Raw genomic sequence first — 14,859 nt, forward strand, 5'->3', positions numbered from 1 at the left:
CCGAACGTGATTGATCAATGACTATCCTTGATGAGGTATCGGCGCTTACGAATGCAGGTTCCCTGCTATCGCGCGATGGTGAGATTGTTGCCTCGTATGACCTTGAGGTATCCGACGTGGCGGCAGAAGGCTTTCGCGCGCTTTCTGCTGTGCAGGCAATCAAGAATGCGAATGTTGCACCGTTTGAAGTCGACTACTCGCGTCTAACGCGCGTTCATGTCATCAACGGAATGGGCGTCACGCTGGGGGACTCTATTATTGGACTCACGGCGCTAGCGGCGATCAAGAGGCGGCACCCGGGAATTTCCTTTGTTATCTACCGTCCGAGTCGCGCCCCTGCGTACGTCAGGCAGCTATACGAACTGGCGGCGCCGATCTTTGGGGCTGTTGTGGATCTTCCTGTCGATGTCGATTCTCTACCCGACGATGAACTCCGGCTCGATCTGGGTAACCATCTGTTCTGGCCGAACTTCTCGGCGATGCCCATGATAGATTTTTTCCTGTGGGCGCTCGGGATCGCACCGGCTGACGTCGGCCCGGACCACAAGTCGAATGACTGGCTTCAGCGTGTAGACCTGTCGGCGTTGAGCGAGGAGTGGTCATCGAAGGAATATACGTTGCTCTGTCCGACAGCCAGCACGCCTGTGCGCAGCATTCCGCATTCGTTTCGAGCCGAGGCTGTAAATAGGCTTTGGGAAAGGTTTCACGTTCCCGTACTTGGCTTCGGCAAGGTCGACCACCAGCACTACACAGACATTAAGAGCCTATCGACGGACACGGCCGCCTTTCTTGCATGGGTGAAAAATGCCCGCTTTGTTGTGACGTCTGACACGGCCGCCGTTCACATCGCAGCTGGATTTGACGTGCCTACAGTGGCATTTTTCACTACGATCTCGTCTGAGTTGCGCGTGCGCGACTATCCGTCGTGCAAAGCTATAAACCTTCCTCTTCCGGAAATTCAGGGAATCCAGGCAAGTGGGCGAGCAGGCGATCTGGAGATAGTCGACCGCGCGTATCAGAAGTTGATCGCGAGCAACTGGGCGCTGCACCTTCGCGATTAGCTCGATGAGCGGCTCAGCTCGTGAGAGATTTCCGAAAATAAGATGGGCATACGGACCGGTTTTTCGATCCACTTGCAGCCAAACTGCTTAATCACCCTGGCGATGTCGTCAACGCGGGCTTTGCCGGTTTGCAACTGCCCGGTCAGCAGGTAAATCGGCGCCGTTGCATTCTCTGCCTTCCTGATATCGAGAATCGCGGCCTCGGCGGTGTCATCGTTGATGAGCCAGTCGATTATAAAAGCGTCGAACGCGTTGCTTTTCAGGCTCTCGCGAAAGCTGGCCAGATCGTAAAACGGTGTCGCGTTCAGGCCGTGGTCGTTAAGATAGTCACAGACATTGTTGGCCGCCTGCGTTTCAGTATCGTCGTCGAGTACCGCGATAGTCGGCTTCTCAAGATGCGGCAGGTTGGGGCGTATTTCGACCGACAGCACATTGAAGATCCGGCCGGCCGGAGCAATTTCCGCCGGGTAGATATTCCATGCGTTGCCCGACTGGATCGCTACCAGATCGGCTGATCGATCACCGGTCAGCTCGTCGCCAATCCACACTGAGCAAGGCAGCGGACGCGGGCTCACCATCAGCATCCCTTCTCCCGCCATCGAATCTTCAAAACCTTCGTTGCTTTCCACCAGAACGCTCGGCGTTTCACCGAAGTGCGTAGCAACCGCCCCGAGTTGCTTCAGATCCCATGGCAATTGGCCTTTCATCTTGCGGCTCGCAGCCGAGAAGCTGAGATTAAGTATCCGGCTTAGCTCGCTTGCCTGGGCCCGTTTTGTGACGCCGTGCCGCTCCATCAAATTGCGAACGCGGTTGGCGATAGCCATTGAATCGGTCTGAATGTCGTTATCAGGCATATCTCGATACCCCTCCTTTGGTTGCCGACTTTATCCATAACTGACCTGATACGCAAGGTTCTGGTAATTTTTTGCAAAACATGACTTGACACGCGCGATATGGCTAGTAAAGTGACGCGGTAGGTAATCTTCATTCCATTGGGTGACGCGCGGGGGTAGGAGTTAAGGCGCGGTATCCGCCTAACCACGAATCACTGAAGAGGCTTGATATGGCAGACGCCGTTGTGGGTGAGAGTGTTGCGAAGCGCCTGTTGTCCTTCATTTGCGCGAAGACGCGCGACGCGCGGGCGATTCTCAGCAGTGTCGAATCGAGCGCAGCGCGGCGCATGTCATTGCTGGTCGCTTTGCTGTGTGCGGCTGCCTTCCCTGAATTTGCCTATGCGATGGACTACAGCACAGGCACTGGCCTGGTTCGCGATTTCGTTAGCTGGCTGTTCGTCGACGCGGGTCCCTATGTCTTCATGGCGATTCTCGGCATCTGTGTGCTCGGGGTGCCGAAGGGTTGGATTCCGATGAAGGGTGCCGTGATCGCAGTTATCTGCTCATTTGTATTCTTCGCGGTCCCTTCCATCGTCCGCTATGCGGCGTCGGTCGCTTCCTCGCAGATCTGAGGTGAGGCCATGCGTGAAGTACACGAAATCCCGAAAGGCATGGTGCAACCCTGGATGATATGGGGCTGCCTGGCTGAGCTGTTCCTCGGCTCGTTCGTATTGCCCGCGGTTGTTTTCATGTTCCTCAAATGGTGGCCGGTGATGCTCGCCGTGCCCTTTCTGGTCATCGGCTCCTACCTGATTACCGCGAAAGACATGTTCGCGTTCTCGGTCGCGTATCAGAGCTTTGGCGCGACGGCGAAGCCACGTAGCCTCAAATACTGGGGCGGAGCGAAGACCTATGCCCCTCGGTGACTTTCTTGATCGTCATTTCGGCGCGTCGCCATTCGTTCAGCAGAGCGAGTCAGACAAGGATGATGCGGCTGATTTGCACGCCTCGCGCGAACTTCCGTTTGGCCTGAACGCGTACTACAACGGCCATACGTTGCGCACGCTCGACAGCGGACTGGTGCAGATTGTACGTCTGCAGGGTCTCTACGCGGAAATGCTCGATGACACCGGCGTCGATGCATACAAGCATCAGCGGAACACCGCGCTGGAGTCGATCGCTGACAGCAATGTGGGCATCTACGTGTACGAGATCCGGCGCAAGGCCAACCGGTGGCCCGCCGGCAAGTATTCGAACTGGTTTCCGAATTTCCTCAATGAAAAACTGAAAGCGCGTTTTCAGACGCGGTCGTTGTATCAGCACGAAATCTATATCGCCATCGTGCGCTACCGGCATTACAGCGGGGTAGTGGGCCGGCTCGATCGCGTATTCAACGCGTTCAATCCATCAGGCGCCAACGACAAGCTTGAAACGGAGTTGCGGCAGGCGCGTGACATTGAAGACAAGGTCAACTCGCTGATGAAATCGCTGGCGCATTACGCGCCTCGCCGGTTGGGCCGCGTCGAAACGGAAATCGGACCCTGTTGTGAGATGGCGCGTTTCCTGCGCTATCTGCTCACGCAGGAAGACGGCCCCGTGCTGGCTGACTCATACAACCTGGCCCAGGCGATCGCGAGTTCGTATCTGCATTTCGGACGCAACCCGATCTTGGGGAAAGACGTCTTTGAGGTCAACGGGCTCAACCATCGCCGCATCGGACAGGTGCTCGCCATGTCGCGCTGGCCCGATGGTGCTGTCGCCGGGATGGCGGACCGGTTCCAGCGGCTGCATGCCGAACTGATCGTTACGCAGAAGTTTTTCCCGATCGACAAGCTTGACGCCAGCATGGCGACGTCGACAAGTGAGGCCCGGCTGTCGCACGACCGGACGACTGCCGGCATGTCGGCGGAAATCACTGCGCTGCGCATGCGGCAGGCGGCCAACAAGGCCGTGCTTGGCACGCATCACATGAGTGTCCTCGTTCACGTGCCGGTAGAAGGGCGCTCGCAGGCGGCCGCATTGAAGGCGCTCGAAGCGTTGGACGATGCCGTGGGAAAGACTGGCGAGTGTTTCAAGAGCTGGGGCGTGAAACCTGTTATCGAGACGACCGGCATGGAGCGTGCCGTATGGTCGCAGATACCGGGTGCCAGAAAGCGGCACAACGGTCGGGTCGGCAAGGTTGAGACGCTCCAGTTTGCTTCCTTTGCATCACTGCACAGCTTCCCGCAGGGACGCTTCGACGGGAACCTTTGGGGGGAATGCCTCATGGTTCTGCCGACAGAAGGTCAGACCGGCTACTACCTCAACCTGCATGAGGAGCGTGCGGGGATGGTGCCCGCACACGGCAATTTCGGGGCGAAAACGGGGGTGGGCAAGACGTTGCTTGTTGCGATGATCACCAGCCAGGCCGATAAGTTCGAGCCCCGGGTGCACTGGTTCGACCGGGAGAACGGGAGCACCGTGTTCATGCAGGCTATGGGCGGAGCCGACATCGTACTCAGCCTCTCACGGTCCCTTGGCAATCCCTGCAAGATGCCAGACACGGAACAGAATCGCGCGATGTTACGCGAGCTGCTGCAGATGATGGCGACGTGTTACGGCTATGTGCTGACCGTCGACGACATCGAACGCATAGCAATAGCGGTCAACGACAACTTCGATGACAGCAAGACCAGGTTCGAGGACCGTCGCCTGCGCAATCTCGCGTGGCGCTTCGGAGGGAAGAATTCGGATTTGTATCGGGCGATTGCCGTGTGGCACGGCGATGGCGCGAATGCAGCGGTTTTCGACAACGAACATGACACGCTCGATGTGGCAACACACCGTCACTACCGCTATGAGATGCGGGAGCTGATGAAGGACAAGGAAGCGAAGCCGGAGCTTCCTGTCCTGCTCAACTATCTGACGCATCGTATCGAACAATCGCTCGACGGATCACCCGCCATCATCGTGTGGGATGAAGCCCAGATGCTGATCCGCAACCCCTTCTGGCAACAGAAGATCGAAACATATCGAGAGACATTCCGTCGCCGTAACTGCGCGACGCTCTTCATCACGCCGGAACCTAGTGCGCTCTATCGACCAGTGGCGGCCGTCAAGAATCAGGCGGTGACGAGCTTCTACCTCGCCAACGACAAGGCCGATCGACGGGACTACGTCGATAACCTGGACTTTTCGCAGAGCGAGTTCGAGTTTATCGAGCGTGCGGTGCCGGAGGACTACAAGGTGCTCATCAAGAAGGGCAACGGAGTCAGTGTGCGCGCATCGTTTGATATGTCGGACATGCCCGAACTCGTAGCCGTGCTGTCATCGAATGACAAGTCGGTTGAGCTGATGAATCGTGTTCGCGCCGAGTTGGGTACAACGGACCCGAGCCGATGGGTTCCGGTGTTCATGGCACGCGCGCTATCTGAACGGACGCACAACGTTTGAGTTGAGAGGGGGGCCTGTGATCGGACAAATTGCAATCGGTGTGCTAGGCGCGGCGAGCATTTTCCTGTCGCAGGACCGACGCGAACACTGGCGGAAGTGGGCCTGCATCTGTGGGCTTGCAGGGCAACCTTTCTGGCTCTGGATGGCGTGGGAGTCGCAGCAGTACGGCGTGCTTGCGCTTTGTTTTGTGTATGCGTGGTCATGGTCGCGAGGCTTCAAGGTGTACTGGATGGGCGAGGGAAGGAGCGCAGCGCGATTGTCGAAATCGACCTTACAACCGGAAGTGGAGGTGCAGAAATGAAAGGGCCATTCGTAGCGACCATCGCAGTGATGGTCATGTCAACGACAGCGTTCGCAACGGGCGTCCCGGTCGGCGACGCCGGGACCTGGACGGCGCTGGCCGCTCAACTGGCGCAACTGAAGCAGCAATACGACACGCTCAAGCAGCAATACAGCGCGGTAACCGGTGCGTACGGGCGAGGTGCATCGGGGCTGACCGATGCTATCGACGCGTCTTCCATTGTGCCGGGCAGCTGGCAAGACGTTGTATCGCAGCAGAAGAGCGGTATCTACGGCAGCCGACAGGCGGCGTATGAAAAGGTGATGAACACGATGTCACCCGATGACTTCGCGGACAAGGGAGAGGGCGCGAACTACAAGATGAGTACCGACTCGGTTCGCTCGGCACTGGCCGGCGGTGAGTCGCTGTATGACGAGGCGCAAACGCACCTGCGCAACTTCCAGAACCTGTCGCAGCAGGTCGACACGACGCAGAACGTCAAGGATGCAGCCGATCTGCAGAACCGCATGTCGGCCGAGCTGGGCATGGCCCAGTCCGCGCAAACGAAATTGCAGGCCATCAACGCGAATCTGACGGCGAACCAGCTCAACGAGAGTAACCAAGCCACCGCAGAGCGCGAGAAGTTTTTCAGCAACGTTTCGAAGTGAGGATCGACATGCGAAGCATCGTTTTTTACCTCCTGCTCGCCGGCGCTACGTGTCTGGCTGGTTGTGCGCATTCCGGCGCGACATCGAAATCGCCGTGCGCGTGTGATTTTCATCCTATCGGGCAGCAGGCGTGACAGGCGCGCCGTGAGCCTGCGGCTCACGGGTGAAGAAACTGGAGACAGGCAGATGACGTGGACAGGCAAGCTCAGTTGGTTCCTTCTCGCGGTCGCAGTTGTTGGCAGCGGCGGCTTGATCGTTTACGTCGTGCATACCAGTAGCACGGGAGGCGGCACTGTCGAACCCCCTGCGCAGACTGTGCCGGCGTTCGTGCCAAAGACGGAAGCGTATTACCTCGCGCATCGCGATGAGATGAAAGCGCGCGAAGACGATTGCACGAACCGCGGCATTAGCCCCTTTGCTGACACCCCGGAAGCACGCGATTGCAACGCCGCCGCGGAAGCCTCCAAGCAGATATTTTTTGGCACGGGGAAGTGACATGGCTGATCCGGTAGATCAATTCATCCAGACATTGTTCGACAGCATCCCGTCGCGAACGGAGGCGTTTCTGTCTACCAACTACCCGGTGCTGGGGCACGCGGTCACGCAACCCGCGCTATACCTCGCGATGATCTGGGTGGCAGTTAAGGTGATCCGCGTTCATTCCGGGCGCGATCCAGCGGACGTGTGGCCTTTGGTGAGGATGCTGCTCACGATCATGTTCGTGTTCGCGGCATTGAACTGGGGCGGGCTGGCCGGACAGATCTTTCACTCATTCCAGGAGCTGCGCGACGACACCGTAAGTTCGCTGATGGGCGGACAGTCGATGACACAGTATCTGGAGAACGACTACAACAAGTTTTCAGATGCATCGGGCCAGATGATGAAGCAGTCGATGCTCAAGATTGGCATCGTTCTTCTCGGACTGCTCTTGCAGATCGTCAATACAGCGATGGTCCTGATCGCCTTGGTCCTGAAGGTTGGGTCCGACATGGGCTTTGCGGTCACGATGCTGCTCTTCCCTTTGTTCGTGCCGACGTTGATGTGGAACAGCACGCGCGGATTCGGCATGAGCTGGTTTGCGGCAATGGCGAAGTTCGCACTGGTCGGAATCCTGCTTGGTGTCATCGTGAAGTTCAGCTTCGATATCACCGACCAGTTTGTCGCGAAGATGGATCCTAATGCTATGACGTCGAAGGATGCCTTCGCCGCAATCATTATCGCAGGCGCAATCGCGCTTTTCATGGCTTTTACTGTTCGCCCGCTGGCGTCCGCTCTAACATCGAGCGGCGCCGCCGGCAGCGGCATGGCGGACATGATCGGCGGCTTCATGATGTCCCAGATCATGTCGAAGTTTTCCGGTGGTGGGCGAGGCGGCGCCGGTGCAAATCCGGGCGCGGCGAATGCGCTGACTAGCATCAGCAACACCCAAACTGCTCACGGCAATCAGCTTGCCCGGATCGAGCGGGCGCTTTCCTCGGGCGGTGCTACGAGCCCTTCAAGCATGTCGAGCCCATCGGGTGCCGGGCAACCGGGCGGCTCAGGCGGCACTGCGAATTCAAGCGGGGCATCTGAGGGAGGTCAATGGTGAGCGCGATTATCCAGAAATCATCCAGGGTGCGTGAGGCGGCAGCGCCTGACGCACCGCCAGCCGAATCCTATGAGGCGATTCGCTTATCCCGGAATCGTGCGTATCTGCTCGCGTTGGTAGCGTGGCCGATCGCGGGCCTTGCGCTGGCTTCGATGGCCTACGACAAGGCCAATCAGGAGTATGTGCCACCTGTGGTGCTCACCCTTGACACGCACAACCATGTCGCTAAAAGCGAGATCGGCACACCTGCGGTGCTCAGTTCGAAAGATGCCGTGATCGAAAGCGAACTTGCCCGTTACGTGACGGAACGCTACACGCTCGATCGTGCGTTTCGCCAGGACCATATTGATTATGTCCGGCTGCATTCTGCATCGAACGTGGCGGACAGCTTCAACCACGAGATGGACGCGAAGAACAAGGACAACCCGTACTACAGCATCGCCGAGACGACGGTGCGCCGGGTCAAGGAGGTTCGCGTGCGGATTCTCGACCGGGAGGATCACAAGGCCGAAGCAACCTTCACGACCTACAACGACGGCAACGGCGACAACAAGACGGTGTATTGGCACGTGCTGTTCCGCTATGACTTCGTGAAGCAGGCGTTGACGCCGCAGAACCGCTACATCAACGGGACGGGATTCATGGTGACCGGCTTCGAGCCGAATACAGAGCCGGGTGCGCCGGCTCCATCTGGAGGCTGAGATGCGAACAGTCAGGAGCGCCTTGACGGCAGTGGCAACAGCAGTGGCGTTGTCGGCCGTGGCGCACGCAGTAACGGCTGCTGATCCAGTTCTGAGGGGAACGGAAGGCAATGTGCAGCGCCTGCCGTACATGCCGGACCAGATCTACGACCTGACAGTTGCTGACAGGACCTTGCTGGCGATTGACTTTCCGCGCGACGAACACATCAAGGCCATCGCGCAGAGCACGGCACCGGTCTTTCATGTTCAACGAACGGGCGACACGCTACAGGTGACGGCCGACAAGCCGGGCGAAAAGATGGGGCTCAATGTCACGACGACGCGCGGCACTTACCACCTGCAGATAGCGTCGATTGACGATCCCCTGCAGGCCGCGCACATCGTGCATTTCGTGACGCCCTCGGCGTACTAACCAGGAGAGGGAACGACATGAAAACTATTCGCCACGGAATGCTGACATGGTCAGTGGGTATTGCGTGCGCCGTTATGGGTGTGAATGCACAAGCGGCCAAAAATCCGCGCTGTGTGATCACGGACAACCGGGTATGCCAGCTTCAGTTCGATCCGAATCAGGTCTACGAAATCACCGGTGTCTATGGTTATGCGACGACGATCGAGTTCGCGCCTGGGGAAAAGATCCTCAACAAGGCGATCGGCGATTCAATCGGTTGGCAGGTCCTGAAGTTTCGCAATCATCTTGTGCTCAAGCCAGTCGAACCTGATGCAAGAACCAATCTGACGGTCACGACCAGCAACCACGTCTATTACTTCTGCCTGTCCAGTTCGAAGAATCCGGAGCGCGCGACCTATGCGGTGCGCTTCCTGTATCCGGCTGACGGAAACGATGGATGGAGCGACGATTCGGGCGGAGTCTCTGACGCGTCGTATTCGCAGCCCCGCATGGTTAACAAGAACTATCAGGTGTCGGGTGACGAAAGTTCGTTCGGGCTGCAGCGTGTGTTTGACGACGGGCAGTTCACTTACTTTCTGACCACCATCGGCAAGCCCAAGCCGACTATTTACGTAGTTGACCGGGACGGCACCGAGGCGCTTGCGCCCATGCGCAGGGAAGGGCCGTACCTGGTGATCGAGCAGATGGCTGACCGCTTTACGCTGCGCGATGGCGATCGCACCTTGTGCGTGATCCGGTCGCCACAGGGTGTGGTGACGCAGGCGCAGCGTTCACCCTGGGGAGGCGGAAATTGAATACGCCTGATAACCCGAATGATCTGCCTGATGACGGCGGGCGGCCAGGGGGCGAGCCGGGCGATGCAGGCGACAGCCTGAACGAGCGCCGACGCGCGGCTGACGCGCTGCGGCAGACTTCGCTCGCAGCCGATCCGGGGCGCGGCCGGCGTCAAACCTTTTTCACGGTCGCCGGCGTGATTCTGTTCCTGCTGTGTGCCGGTGGGTTCTACGCGATGAAGCATGACGCGCCAGCGCCATCGAGCTATTCCGACAAGCCGAAGATTGACGAAGACACGACGAAGGCCGCGCCGCTGGATGCTGGCAGGCAGAAACTTCCGGCGTCGATGGCGGCCGCTGCGTCGGCACCGGCGGCAAGCTCGCCGGTCGATCCGGAAGAAGCGCGGCGGGCTGCGGAGCGTCAACGCCAGGCGGCCGCAGCAGCTGAGCAGGCGCGCAGAAAAGCCGAGGCAATGCACGAGGCACGGCTGAAATCGGGCATCTTTGGTTCTGACACGGGAGGGGATGGCTCAGACGATGCCGGCGCGCCCGCTGATGGTCAGCAGGGCGAAGCAGGCCTAGGCCGTCGTTCAGGCGGCGACGGTCTGAATGATCCGAATTCGGACTTTGCGCGCAGCGTTGCGAACGCCGACGGCTCTACGTCCAAGGCGCAAAAGATCGACAACCTGCAATGCAAGATGGAGCCGGGGGCAATCCTCGAGGGCCATCTGGTGCCGCGCATTATCTCAGACCTGCCTGGTTCCATCACGATCATGCTGGATCGGGATGCTTATGGGGAGCAGGGCCGGATTCCGCTGCTGCCGTGGGGCACGCGCATTACAGGCAAACCGAATTCGTCGGTGCGCAAGGGGCAGGAACGAACCTTCATTGCAAGCGCGGTCGCCTTGCGTCCGGATGGCGTCAAGATCCCTGTCAACTCACCGGTTGCCGATCAGCTCGGATCGGCGGGCATCGACGCCGACGTTGATAACCACGTTGGCCAGATCCTCGGCATGAGCGCGGCGCTGTCGCTGCTCGGCGCTGGTTCATCGACCTACGGTGTGTCGTCGTCAGACCAGAACAACTCGATGGCGATGTACCGCGCGGGTGTGCAGCAGTCGATGGCGCAGTCTTCGCAGCAGTTGCTGGGCGGCTACGTCAACATCCCGCCGACACTCAAAAACGACCAAGGCACGCGCGTGCGAATTCAGGTCGAACACGAGCTGGACTTCTCCGACTACTGCAAATCGGGCGACGGGGAGGAATGATGACAACGGATATCTCGCACGTTCAATGCGAAGTCGCCACAGGAGAACTGCGCCGCCAGCTGGACGACGCGGTTGCCGACGCGTTGCAGGCACAGATATTCAGGGACTTCGCCCGGGATGATGGACGGTATCTGATGCTCGCGCAGGCAAAGCTTAAGGCCGTTGCCCGCCAGTGTTTCGATGCGCAGGTGTGTCTCGATCGTCCCTCCGTGCAGCAGGCCGGCGCGGTGGCTCGCGCCGAACGCATCCGGGGGCGCTGACATGTCGATCGTCCCGGCATTCTTCAACCGCACCGAGTCCATCCGCCCGCTCTTTGATGACGTCGATGTCTCGGAGATCGCGGTGAATGGTCCTGGCGTCGTATGGGCCGGCCGGAAGGGCATTCGCTTCATGGAGCGAGTGGATACGCCGGTATTGACCGAAAGCACGTTGCGGGACTTTGCCGAGCTGGTGGCGCATCACTCGGACCAGGAGACAGATGCTAAGCGCCCGCTTCTCGCGGCCTCGATCCCCTCGGAACTGACGGGGCCGGGGAATCGCGATTTCCGTATTCAGATTGTCCAACCCCCAGCGGTGCCGCCCGGCACGATCGCGATTGCGATCCGCAAACCGTCAACGCTTGATCTGACGATGCAGTACTACGAGGAAAGCGGTGCTTTCAGGCGGGTCAATGAACCATTGCCCGATGCGGAAGACACTGGCAGGAAGCTGGCGATGTTATACCGCGACGGCAACTGGCCAGCCTTCCTGCGGCTCGCCGTCAAGGCGAAAAAGAACATCGTTGTGAGTGCACCGACTTTTGCTGGCAAGACGGAGTTCATCAACATGCTCCTGAAAGAGATCTCGCCAGCTGAGCGGATCGTGACGATTGAAGACGCGCGCGAGCTGCGCCCGCCGCAGGCCAACACGGTGAACCTGCTCTATTCGCGGGGTAATCAGGGCACGGCAAATGTGACGCCAGTTGAACTGATGGAAGCGTCGTTGCGCCTGTCGCCTGATCGCGTGATTCCGGGCGAACTGCGTGGCGCTGAAGCATACGTCGCGCTCGAAATGCTGAATTCCGGTCACGGCGGCTGGATGACGACGCTGCACGCAACCAGCCCCGAGCACATGTTCGAACGACTCGCGCAGATGGTCATGCGCTTCGGCTCGACCTTGCAGCGTGCCGAGATTATCGACTATGCCCGTAGTCTCATCGACGTCGTGGTGCAGATGCATCGCTATGACGATGGGGTGCGGGGAATCAGCAAGGTGCTCTATGTCTCCCATTAAATCGCTCGTCGTGCCTCTGGCGCTTGGTGTGATGCTGCTGTCCGCTCAAGCGTCACAAGTGGATATGCAGGTCGCTTCCCCACCGGTTGCAGCCTCCTTTGTCTCGCTGGCCCAGGAGTGCGCCCCTGATGTTCATCACGCGCTGTTGGGGCGCGTGGCGACAGTCGAGAGCAGCAGCAATCCGTTCGCGATTGGCGTTGTCGGTGGCCATCTTGCGCGACAGCCAAAGAATCTTCCGGAAGCGCTGGCCACCGTCAAGGCGCTCGATGCCGGAGGCTGGAATTACAGCATGGGACTGGTGCAGGTCAACGTACACAATCTGGCGCGTTACGGACAGACCATAGAGAGCATTTTCGAACCCTGCACGAACCTCAGGACCGGTGCCGCGATTCTTAAAGCGTGCTACGCCCGAGCGAAACCGCAATTTGCGCAGGCTGATGACGCGGTACGAGCGGCGCTCTCCTGCTATTACAGCGGCGATCTGACGCGGGGTGCCGCATACGCGCAAAAGGTGGCGGCTGCCGTCCCGGCATCCGGTGTGCAGGGGGCGCAGCCGATCGAGATTGTTCCAGACGTTCGCCCTGCAGGTGGACCCGCACGTCGCGCGGCGGCACGGCCGGAGCGCGCCGCAAAGTCTGCGGCCAAAGACGACTGGTTCACGACCTATGGTGACGACGACGAAGACGGTCAGGTCAATGGCCAGGGCAGCGATTCGCGCAAGGCAGTAAAGGCGTCTGGAGCCGTCGATGACCAGTAACCAATTTCGCATGCTTGCTGCCGCCCTGGTGCTGGACGTCTATGCCGTCACGGCGTGCGTGGCGGCGTTGCAATGGTGGCATCACCAGCCTGGGGCCGGAGTGCAATTCGCGGCGCTCATGGTGCCTATGTCCTTTTATCTGGTCGCCCGGCTGGTGCGGGAGAGCGGAGGCTGGATCCTGCTGCCGCCCGTGCTTGCCTTGATGTGGTTGGGTGCGGTGGCTGCGTCGCCGTTCTGTCTGTTGGGTCTGGCCGTGCGCAATACGTGGAGCGCCTGGCGAACCATGAGGGTCGAGCGAAGGACGCTTTCTTTGGAAAGGGGTGGGGCATGGCGATGAAAAACGGAATCAGGCTGATGCTGGTCATGTCGGTGCTCGCTGCTGGCGGTCACGCCGGCATAGCCCGTGCCGATGACGACTACGGATGCCGCATTGTGATCTGTCTGGGCAACCCGTCATCGAATGGAGGGCCGTGGGCGCCGTCTACCTGCGGGCCGGCAATGGATCATCTGATGGACGATCTCCGTCACGGGCGCGGCTGGCCGCAGTGCAAAGACTCGGACATGACCGTCCGCCAGAACAACACACCATACGACCCATGCCCTGCTGGCACAACGGCCGCGGCGGCTGGCGCCTGGGTGGCCGAAGGGCAACGTAAGGCCGGGGCTCGTCCGTACAGCGGCATGGGTGGTTTCGCACTAGTCGGAGCGCCGAGGCCTTCCGTGGCGGATCTCAATAGCGGTTACGCGTATTACGGGCCGCAGGCCTGTGTGGGCAGCCAGGTCGGTGCGTATCAGGTGTATGGCGATCCCTCGGGCGATGCGTTGGCTGTGAGCTCGCGAAACGGGCGGGACGGTGGCGGATACGACGGCGATCCAGTCACCGTCACTGTGTATGACCACATCGTCTGGCAACAGCCGCAATCGCCGAACGCGGTCGACGTGTACGAGGCGGGCCAGTTGCAGACACGAATTCATTACTAACAGGGTGGCGGGGATGACTTACGCGGCAGCGCATGGTTGGACACGGGTCGGTCCGTTTGAACTGGTTCATCCGACTGGATGGCGAATTGCCAGTTGCATTATTCAGGGTAAGCCTAGACACATTCTCTGGCACGGTGGCGAGACGCAAGGAAATTTTTCTAGTGTTGACGTCGCCGTCGCGAAGCACGTCGAGTTATTGGGTCAGGGCCGGTGAGGGCGAGGATGAGCAGACTCTATCGTTCTCTCAGATCTGCAGCCGGCACGTCGGCCCTGGCGGTTCTTGCCTTTCCCCTTCTGACCTACTCGAGCAGTGCCCAAGCGGCATGCGTAGCCCCTGACGGTCCCGCAATCGACACGGGTTTCTCGCCGGAAGGTTCTGCCGAGCGGCTGGTTCTCAAAGCGATCTGTACGGCCCGGCATTCAGTGCACCTGTCGGCGTACAGCTTTACGTCGCCGGCGATCGTGCAGGCGCTGATCGACGCGCATCGGCGCGGCGTTGACGTGGCGGTGGTTGCCGATCGGAAGAGCAACCTGGTCGAGGATCGCAGTGGCAAAGGCCGCATCGCGCTCGATCTTCTGTCGGGTGCGGGCGTCGGTGTCCGGACGATCGACGTGTATCCGATCCATCACGACAAATTCATGGTGATCGACGGTGAATCGGTCGAGACGGGCAGCTTCAATTACACGACGTCGGCGGCCAGGTACAACAGCGAAAACGCTGTGGTGATGTGGCATGTGCCGGTCGTCGCGCAGGCGTATCAGCAGCACTGGCAAAGCCGGTTTAACCAAGGGCGCCCCTGGTCCGGGCAGGCGTCGAACTGACGGAGGTTTTT

18 protein-coding genes are annotated in these 14,859 nt (G+C 59.6%); 17 read left to right on the top strand and 1 reads right to left on the bottom strand.

The window, feature by feature from the left end; translation table 11 throughout:
* Positions 1-17: 17 nt before the first annotated feature.
* On the top strand, positions 18-1,061 hold the full coding sequence (locus VOM14_RS28985; RefSeq protein WP_327632156.1) for a glycosyltransferase family 9 protein: 1,044 nt from the start codon (positions 18-20) through the stop codon (positions 1,059-1,061).
* Here VOM14_RS28985 and VOM14_RS28990 read toward each other — a convergent pair.
* On the bottom strand, positions 1,058-1,915 hold the full coding sequence (locus VOM14_RS28990; RefSeq protein WP_327632157.1) for a helix-turn-helix domain-containing protein: 858 nt from the start codon (positions 1,913-1,915) through the stop codon (positions 1,058-1,060). The genes VOM14_RS28985 and VOM14_RS28990 overlap by 4 nt on opposite strands.
* Positions 1,916-2,124: 209 nt before the next feature.
* On the opposite strand from VOM14_RS28990, the gene VOM14_RS28995 reads away from it, so the two are divergent.
* From VOM14_RS28995 to VOM14_RS29070, 16 genes are all read left to right on the top strand, one after another.
* Positions 2,125-2,526 (top strand): mating pair formation protein, encoded by a 402-nt coding sequence (locus VOM14_RS28995; RefSeq protein WP_327632158.1) that lies wholly within the window; start codon positions 2,125-2,127, stop codon positions 2,524-2,526.
* 9 nt (positions 2,527-2,535) lie between these two features.
* Positions 2,536-2,820 (top strand): VirB3 family type IV secretion system protein, encoded by a 285-nt coding sequence (locus VOM14_RS29000; protein ID WP_179741880.1) that lies wholly within the window; start codon positions 2,536-2,538, stop codon positions 2,818-2,820.
* Positions 2,807-5,326, top strand: coding sequence for a hypothetical protein (locus VOM14_RS29005; RefSeq protein ID WP_327632159.1), 2,520 nt, complete (start codon positions 2,807-2,809; stop codon positions 5,324-5,326). Before VOM14_RS29000 ends, VOM14_RS29005 begins: the two co-directional genes overlap by 14 nt.
* 201 nt (positions 5,327-5,527) lie before the next feature.
* The gene (locus VOM14_RS29010) at positions 5,528-6,274 is read left to right on the top strand and encodes a type IV secretion system protein (RefSeq protein WP_327632160.1); all 747 of its coding nucleotides are present in this window, start codon (positions 5,528-5,530) and stop codon (positions 6,272-6,274) included.
* Between the two features lie 186 nt (positions 6,275-6,460).
* Entirely contained in the window at positions 6,461-6,769 is a 309-nt protein-coding gene (locus tag VOM14_RS29015) for a hypothetical protein (RefSeq protein WP_327632161.1), read from the top strand.
* A gap of 1 nt (position 6,770) precedes the next feature.
* Positions 6,771-7,862: a type IV secretion system protein gene (locus VOM14_RS29020; RefSeq protein ID WP_327632162.1), complete on the top strand. Its 1,092-nt coding sequence runs from the start codon at positions 6,771-6,773 to the stop codon at positions 7,860-7,862.
* A complete protein-coding gene (locus tag VOM14_RS29025) occupies positions 7,856-8,563 on the top strand; it encodes a type IV secretion system protein (protein WP_327632163.1) in 708 nt (235 codons plus the stop codon). The genes VOM14_RS29020 and VOM14_RS29025 overlap by 7 nt, the downstream gene beginning before the upstream one ends.
* Positions 8,564-8,594: 31 nt before the next feature.
* A complete protein-coding gene (locus VOM14_RS29030) occupies positions 8,595-8,975 on the top strand; it encodes a TrbG/VirB9 family P-type conjugative transfer protein (protein ID WP_327632193.1) in 381 nt (126 codons plus the stop codon).
* Between the two features lie 17 nt (positions 8,976-8,992).
* Entirely contained in the window at positions 8,993-9,769 is a 777-nt protein-coding gene (locus VOM14_RS29035; protein ID WP_327632164.1) for a TrbG/VirB9 family P-type conjugative transfer protein, read from the top strand.
* The gene (locus VOM14_RS29040) at positions 9,766-11,016 is read left to right on the top strand and encodes a TrbI/VirB10 family protein (protein ID WP_327632165.1); all 1,251 of its coding nucleotides are present in this window, start codon (positions 9,766-9,768) and stop codon (positions 11,014-11,016) included. Before VOM14_RS29035 ends, VOM14_RS29040 begins: the two co-directional genes overlap by 4 nt.
* Positions 11,016-11,276, top strand: a complete 261-nt coding sequence (locus tag VOM14_RS29045; RefSeq protein ID WP_327632166.1) for a hypothetical protein — start codon at positions 11,016-11,018, stop codon at positions 11,274-11,276. Before VOM14_RS29040 ends, VOM14_RS29045 begins: the two co-directional genes overlap by 1 nt.
* A 1-nt stretch (position 11,277) precedes the next feature.
* Complete coding sequence (gene virB11, locus VOM14_RS29050; RefSeq protein WP_327632167.1) at positions 11,278-12,288, top strand: P-type DNA transfer ATPase VirB11; 1,011 nt, start codon at positions 11,278-11,280, stop codon at positions 12,286-12,288.
* Positions 12,275-13,045, top strand: a complete 771-nt coding sequence (locus VOM14_RS29055; RefSeq protein ID WP_327632168.1) for a lytic transglycosylase domain-containing protein — start codon at positions 12,275-12,277, stop codon at positions 13,043-13,045. Before virB11 ends, VOM14_RS29055 begins: the two co-directional genes overlap by 14 nt.
* Positions 13,035-13,382 (top strand): hypothetical protein, encoded by a 348-nt coding sequence (locus tag VOM14_RS29060; protein WP_327632169.1) that lies wholly within the window; start codon positions 13,035-13,037, stop codon positions 13,380-13,382. The genes VOM14_RS29055 and VOM14_RS29060 overlap by 11 nt, the downstream gene beginning before the upstream one ends.
* Complete coding sequence (locus VOM14_RS29065) at positions 13,373-14,026, top strand: hypothetical protein (protein WP_327632170.1); 654 nt, start codon at positions 13,373-13,375, stop codon at positions 14,024-14,026. The genes VOM14_RS29060 and VOM14_RS29065 overlap by 10 nt, the downstream gene beginning before the upstream one ends.
* Positions 14,027-14,248: 222 nt before the next feature.
* Positions 14,249-14,848 (top strand): phospholipase D family nuclease, encoded by a 600-nt coding sequence (locus VOM14_RS29070; RefSeq protein ID WP_327632171.1) that lies wholly within the window; start codon positions 14,249-14,251, stop codon positions 14,846-14,848.
* Positions 14,849-14,859 lie beyond the last annotated feature (11 nt).

The sequence above is a fragment of the Paraburkholderia sp. MPAMCS5 genome, from assembly GCF_036016995.1.
GTDB lineage: Bacteria > Pseudomonadota > Gammaproteobacteria > Burkholderiales > Burkholderiaceae > Paraburkholderia.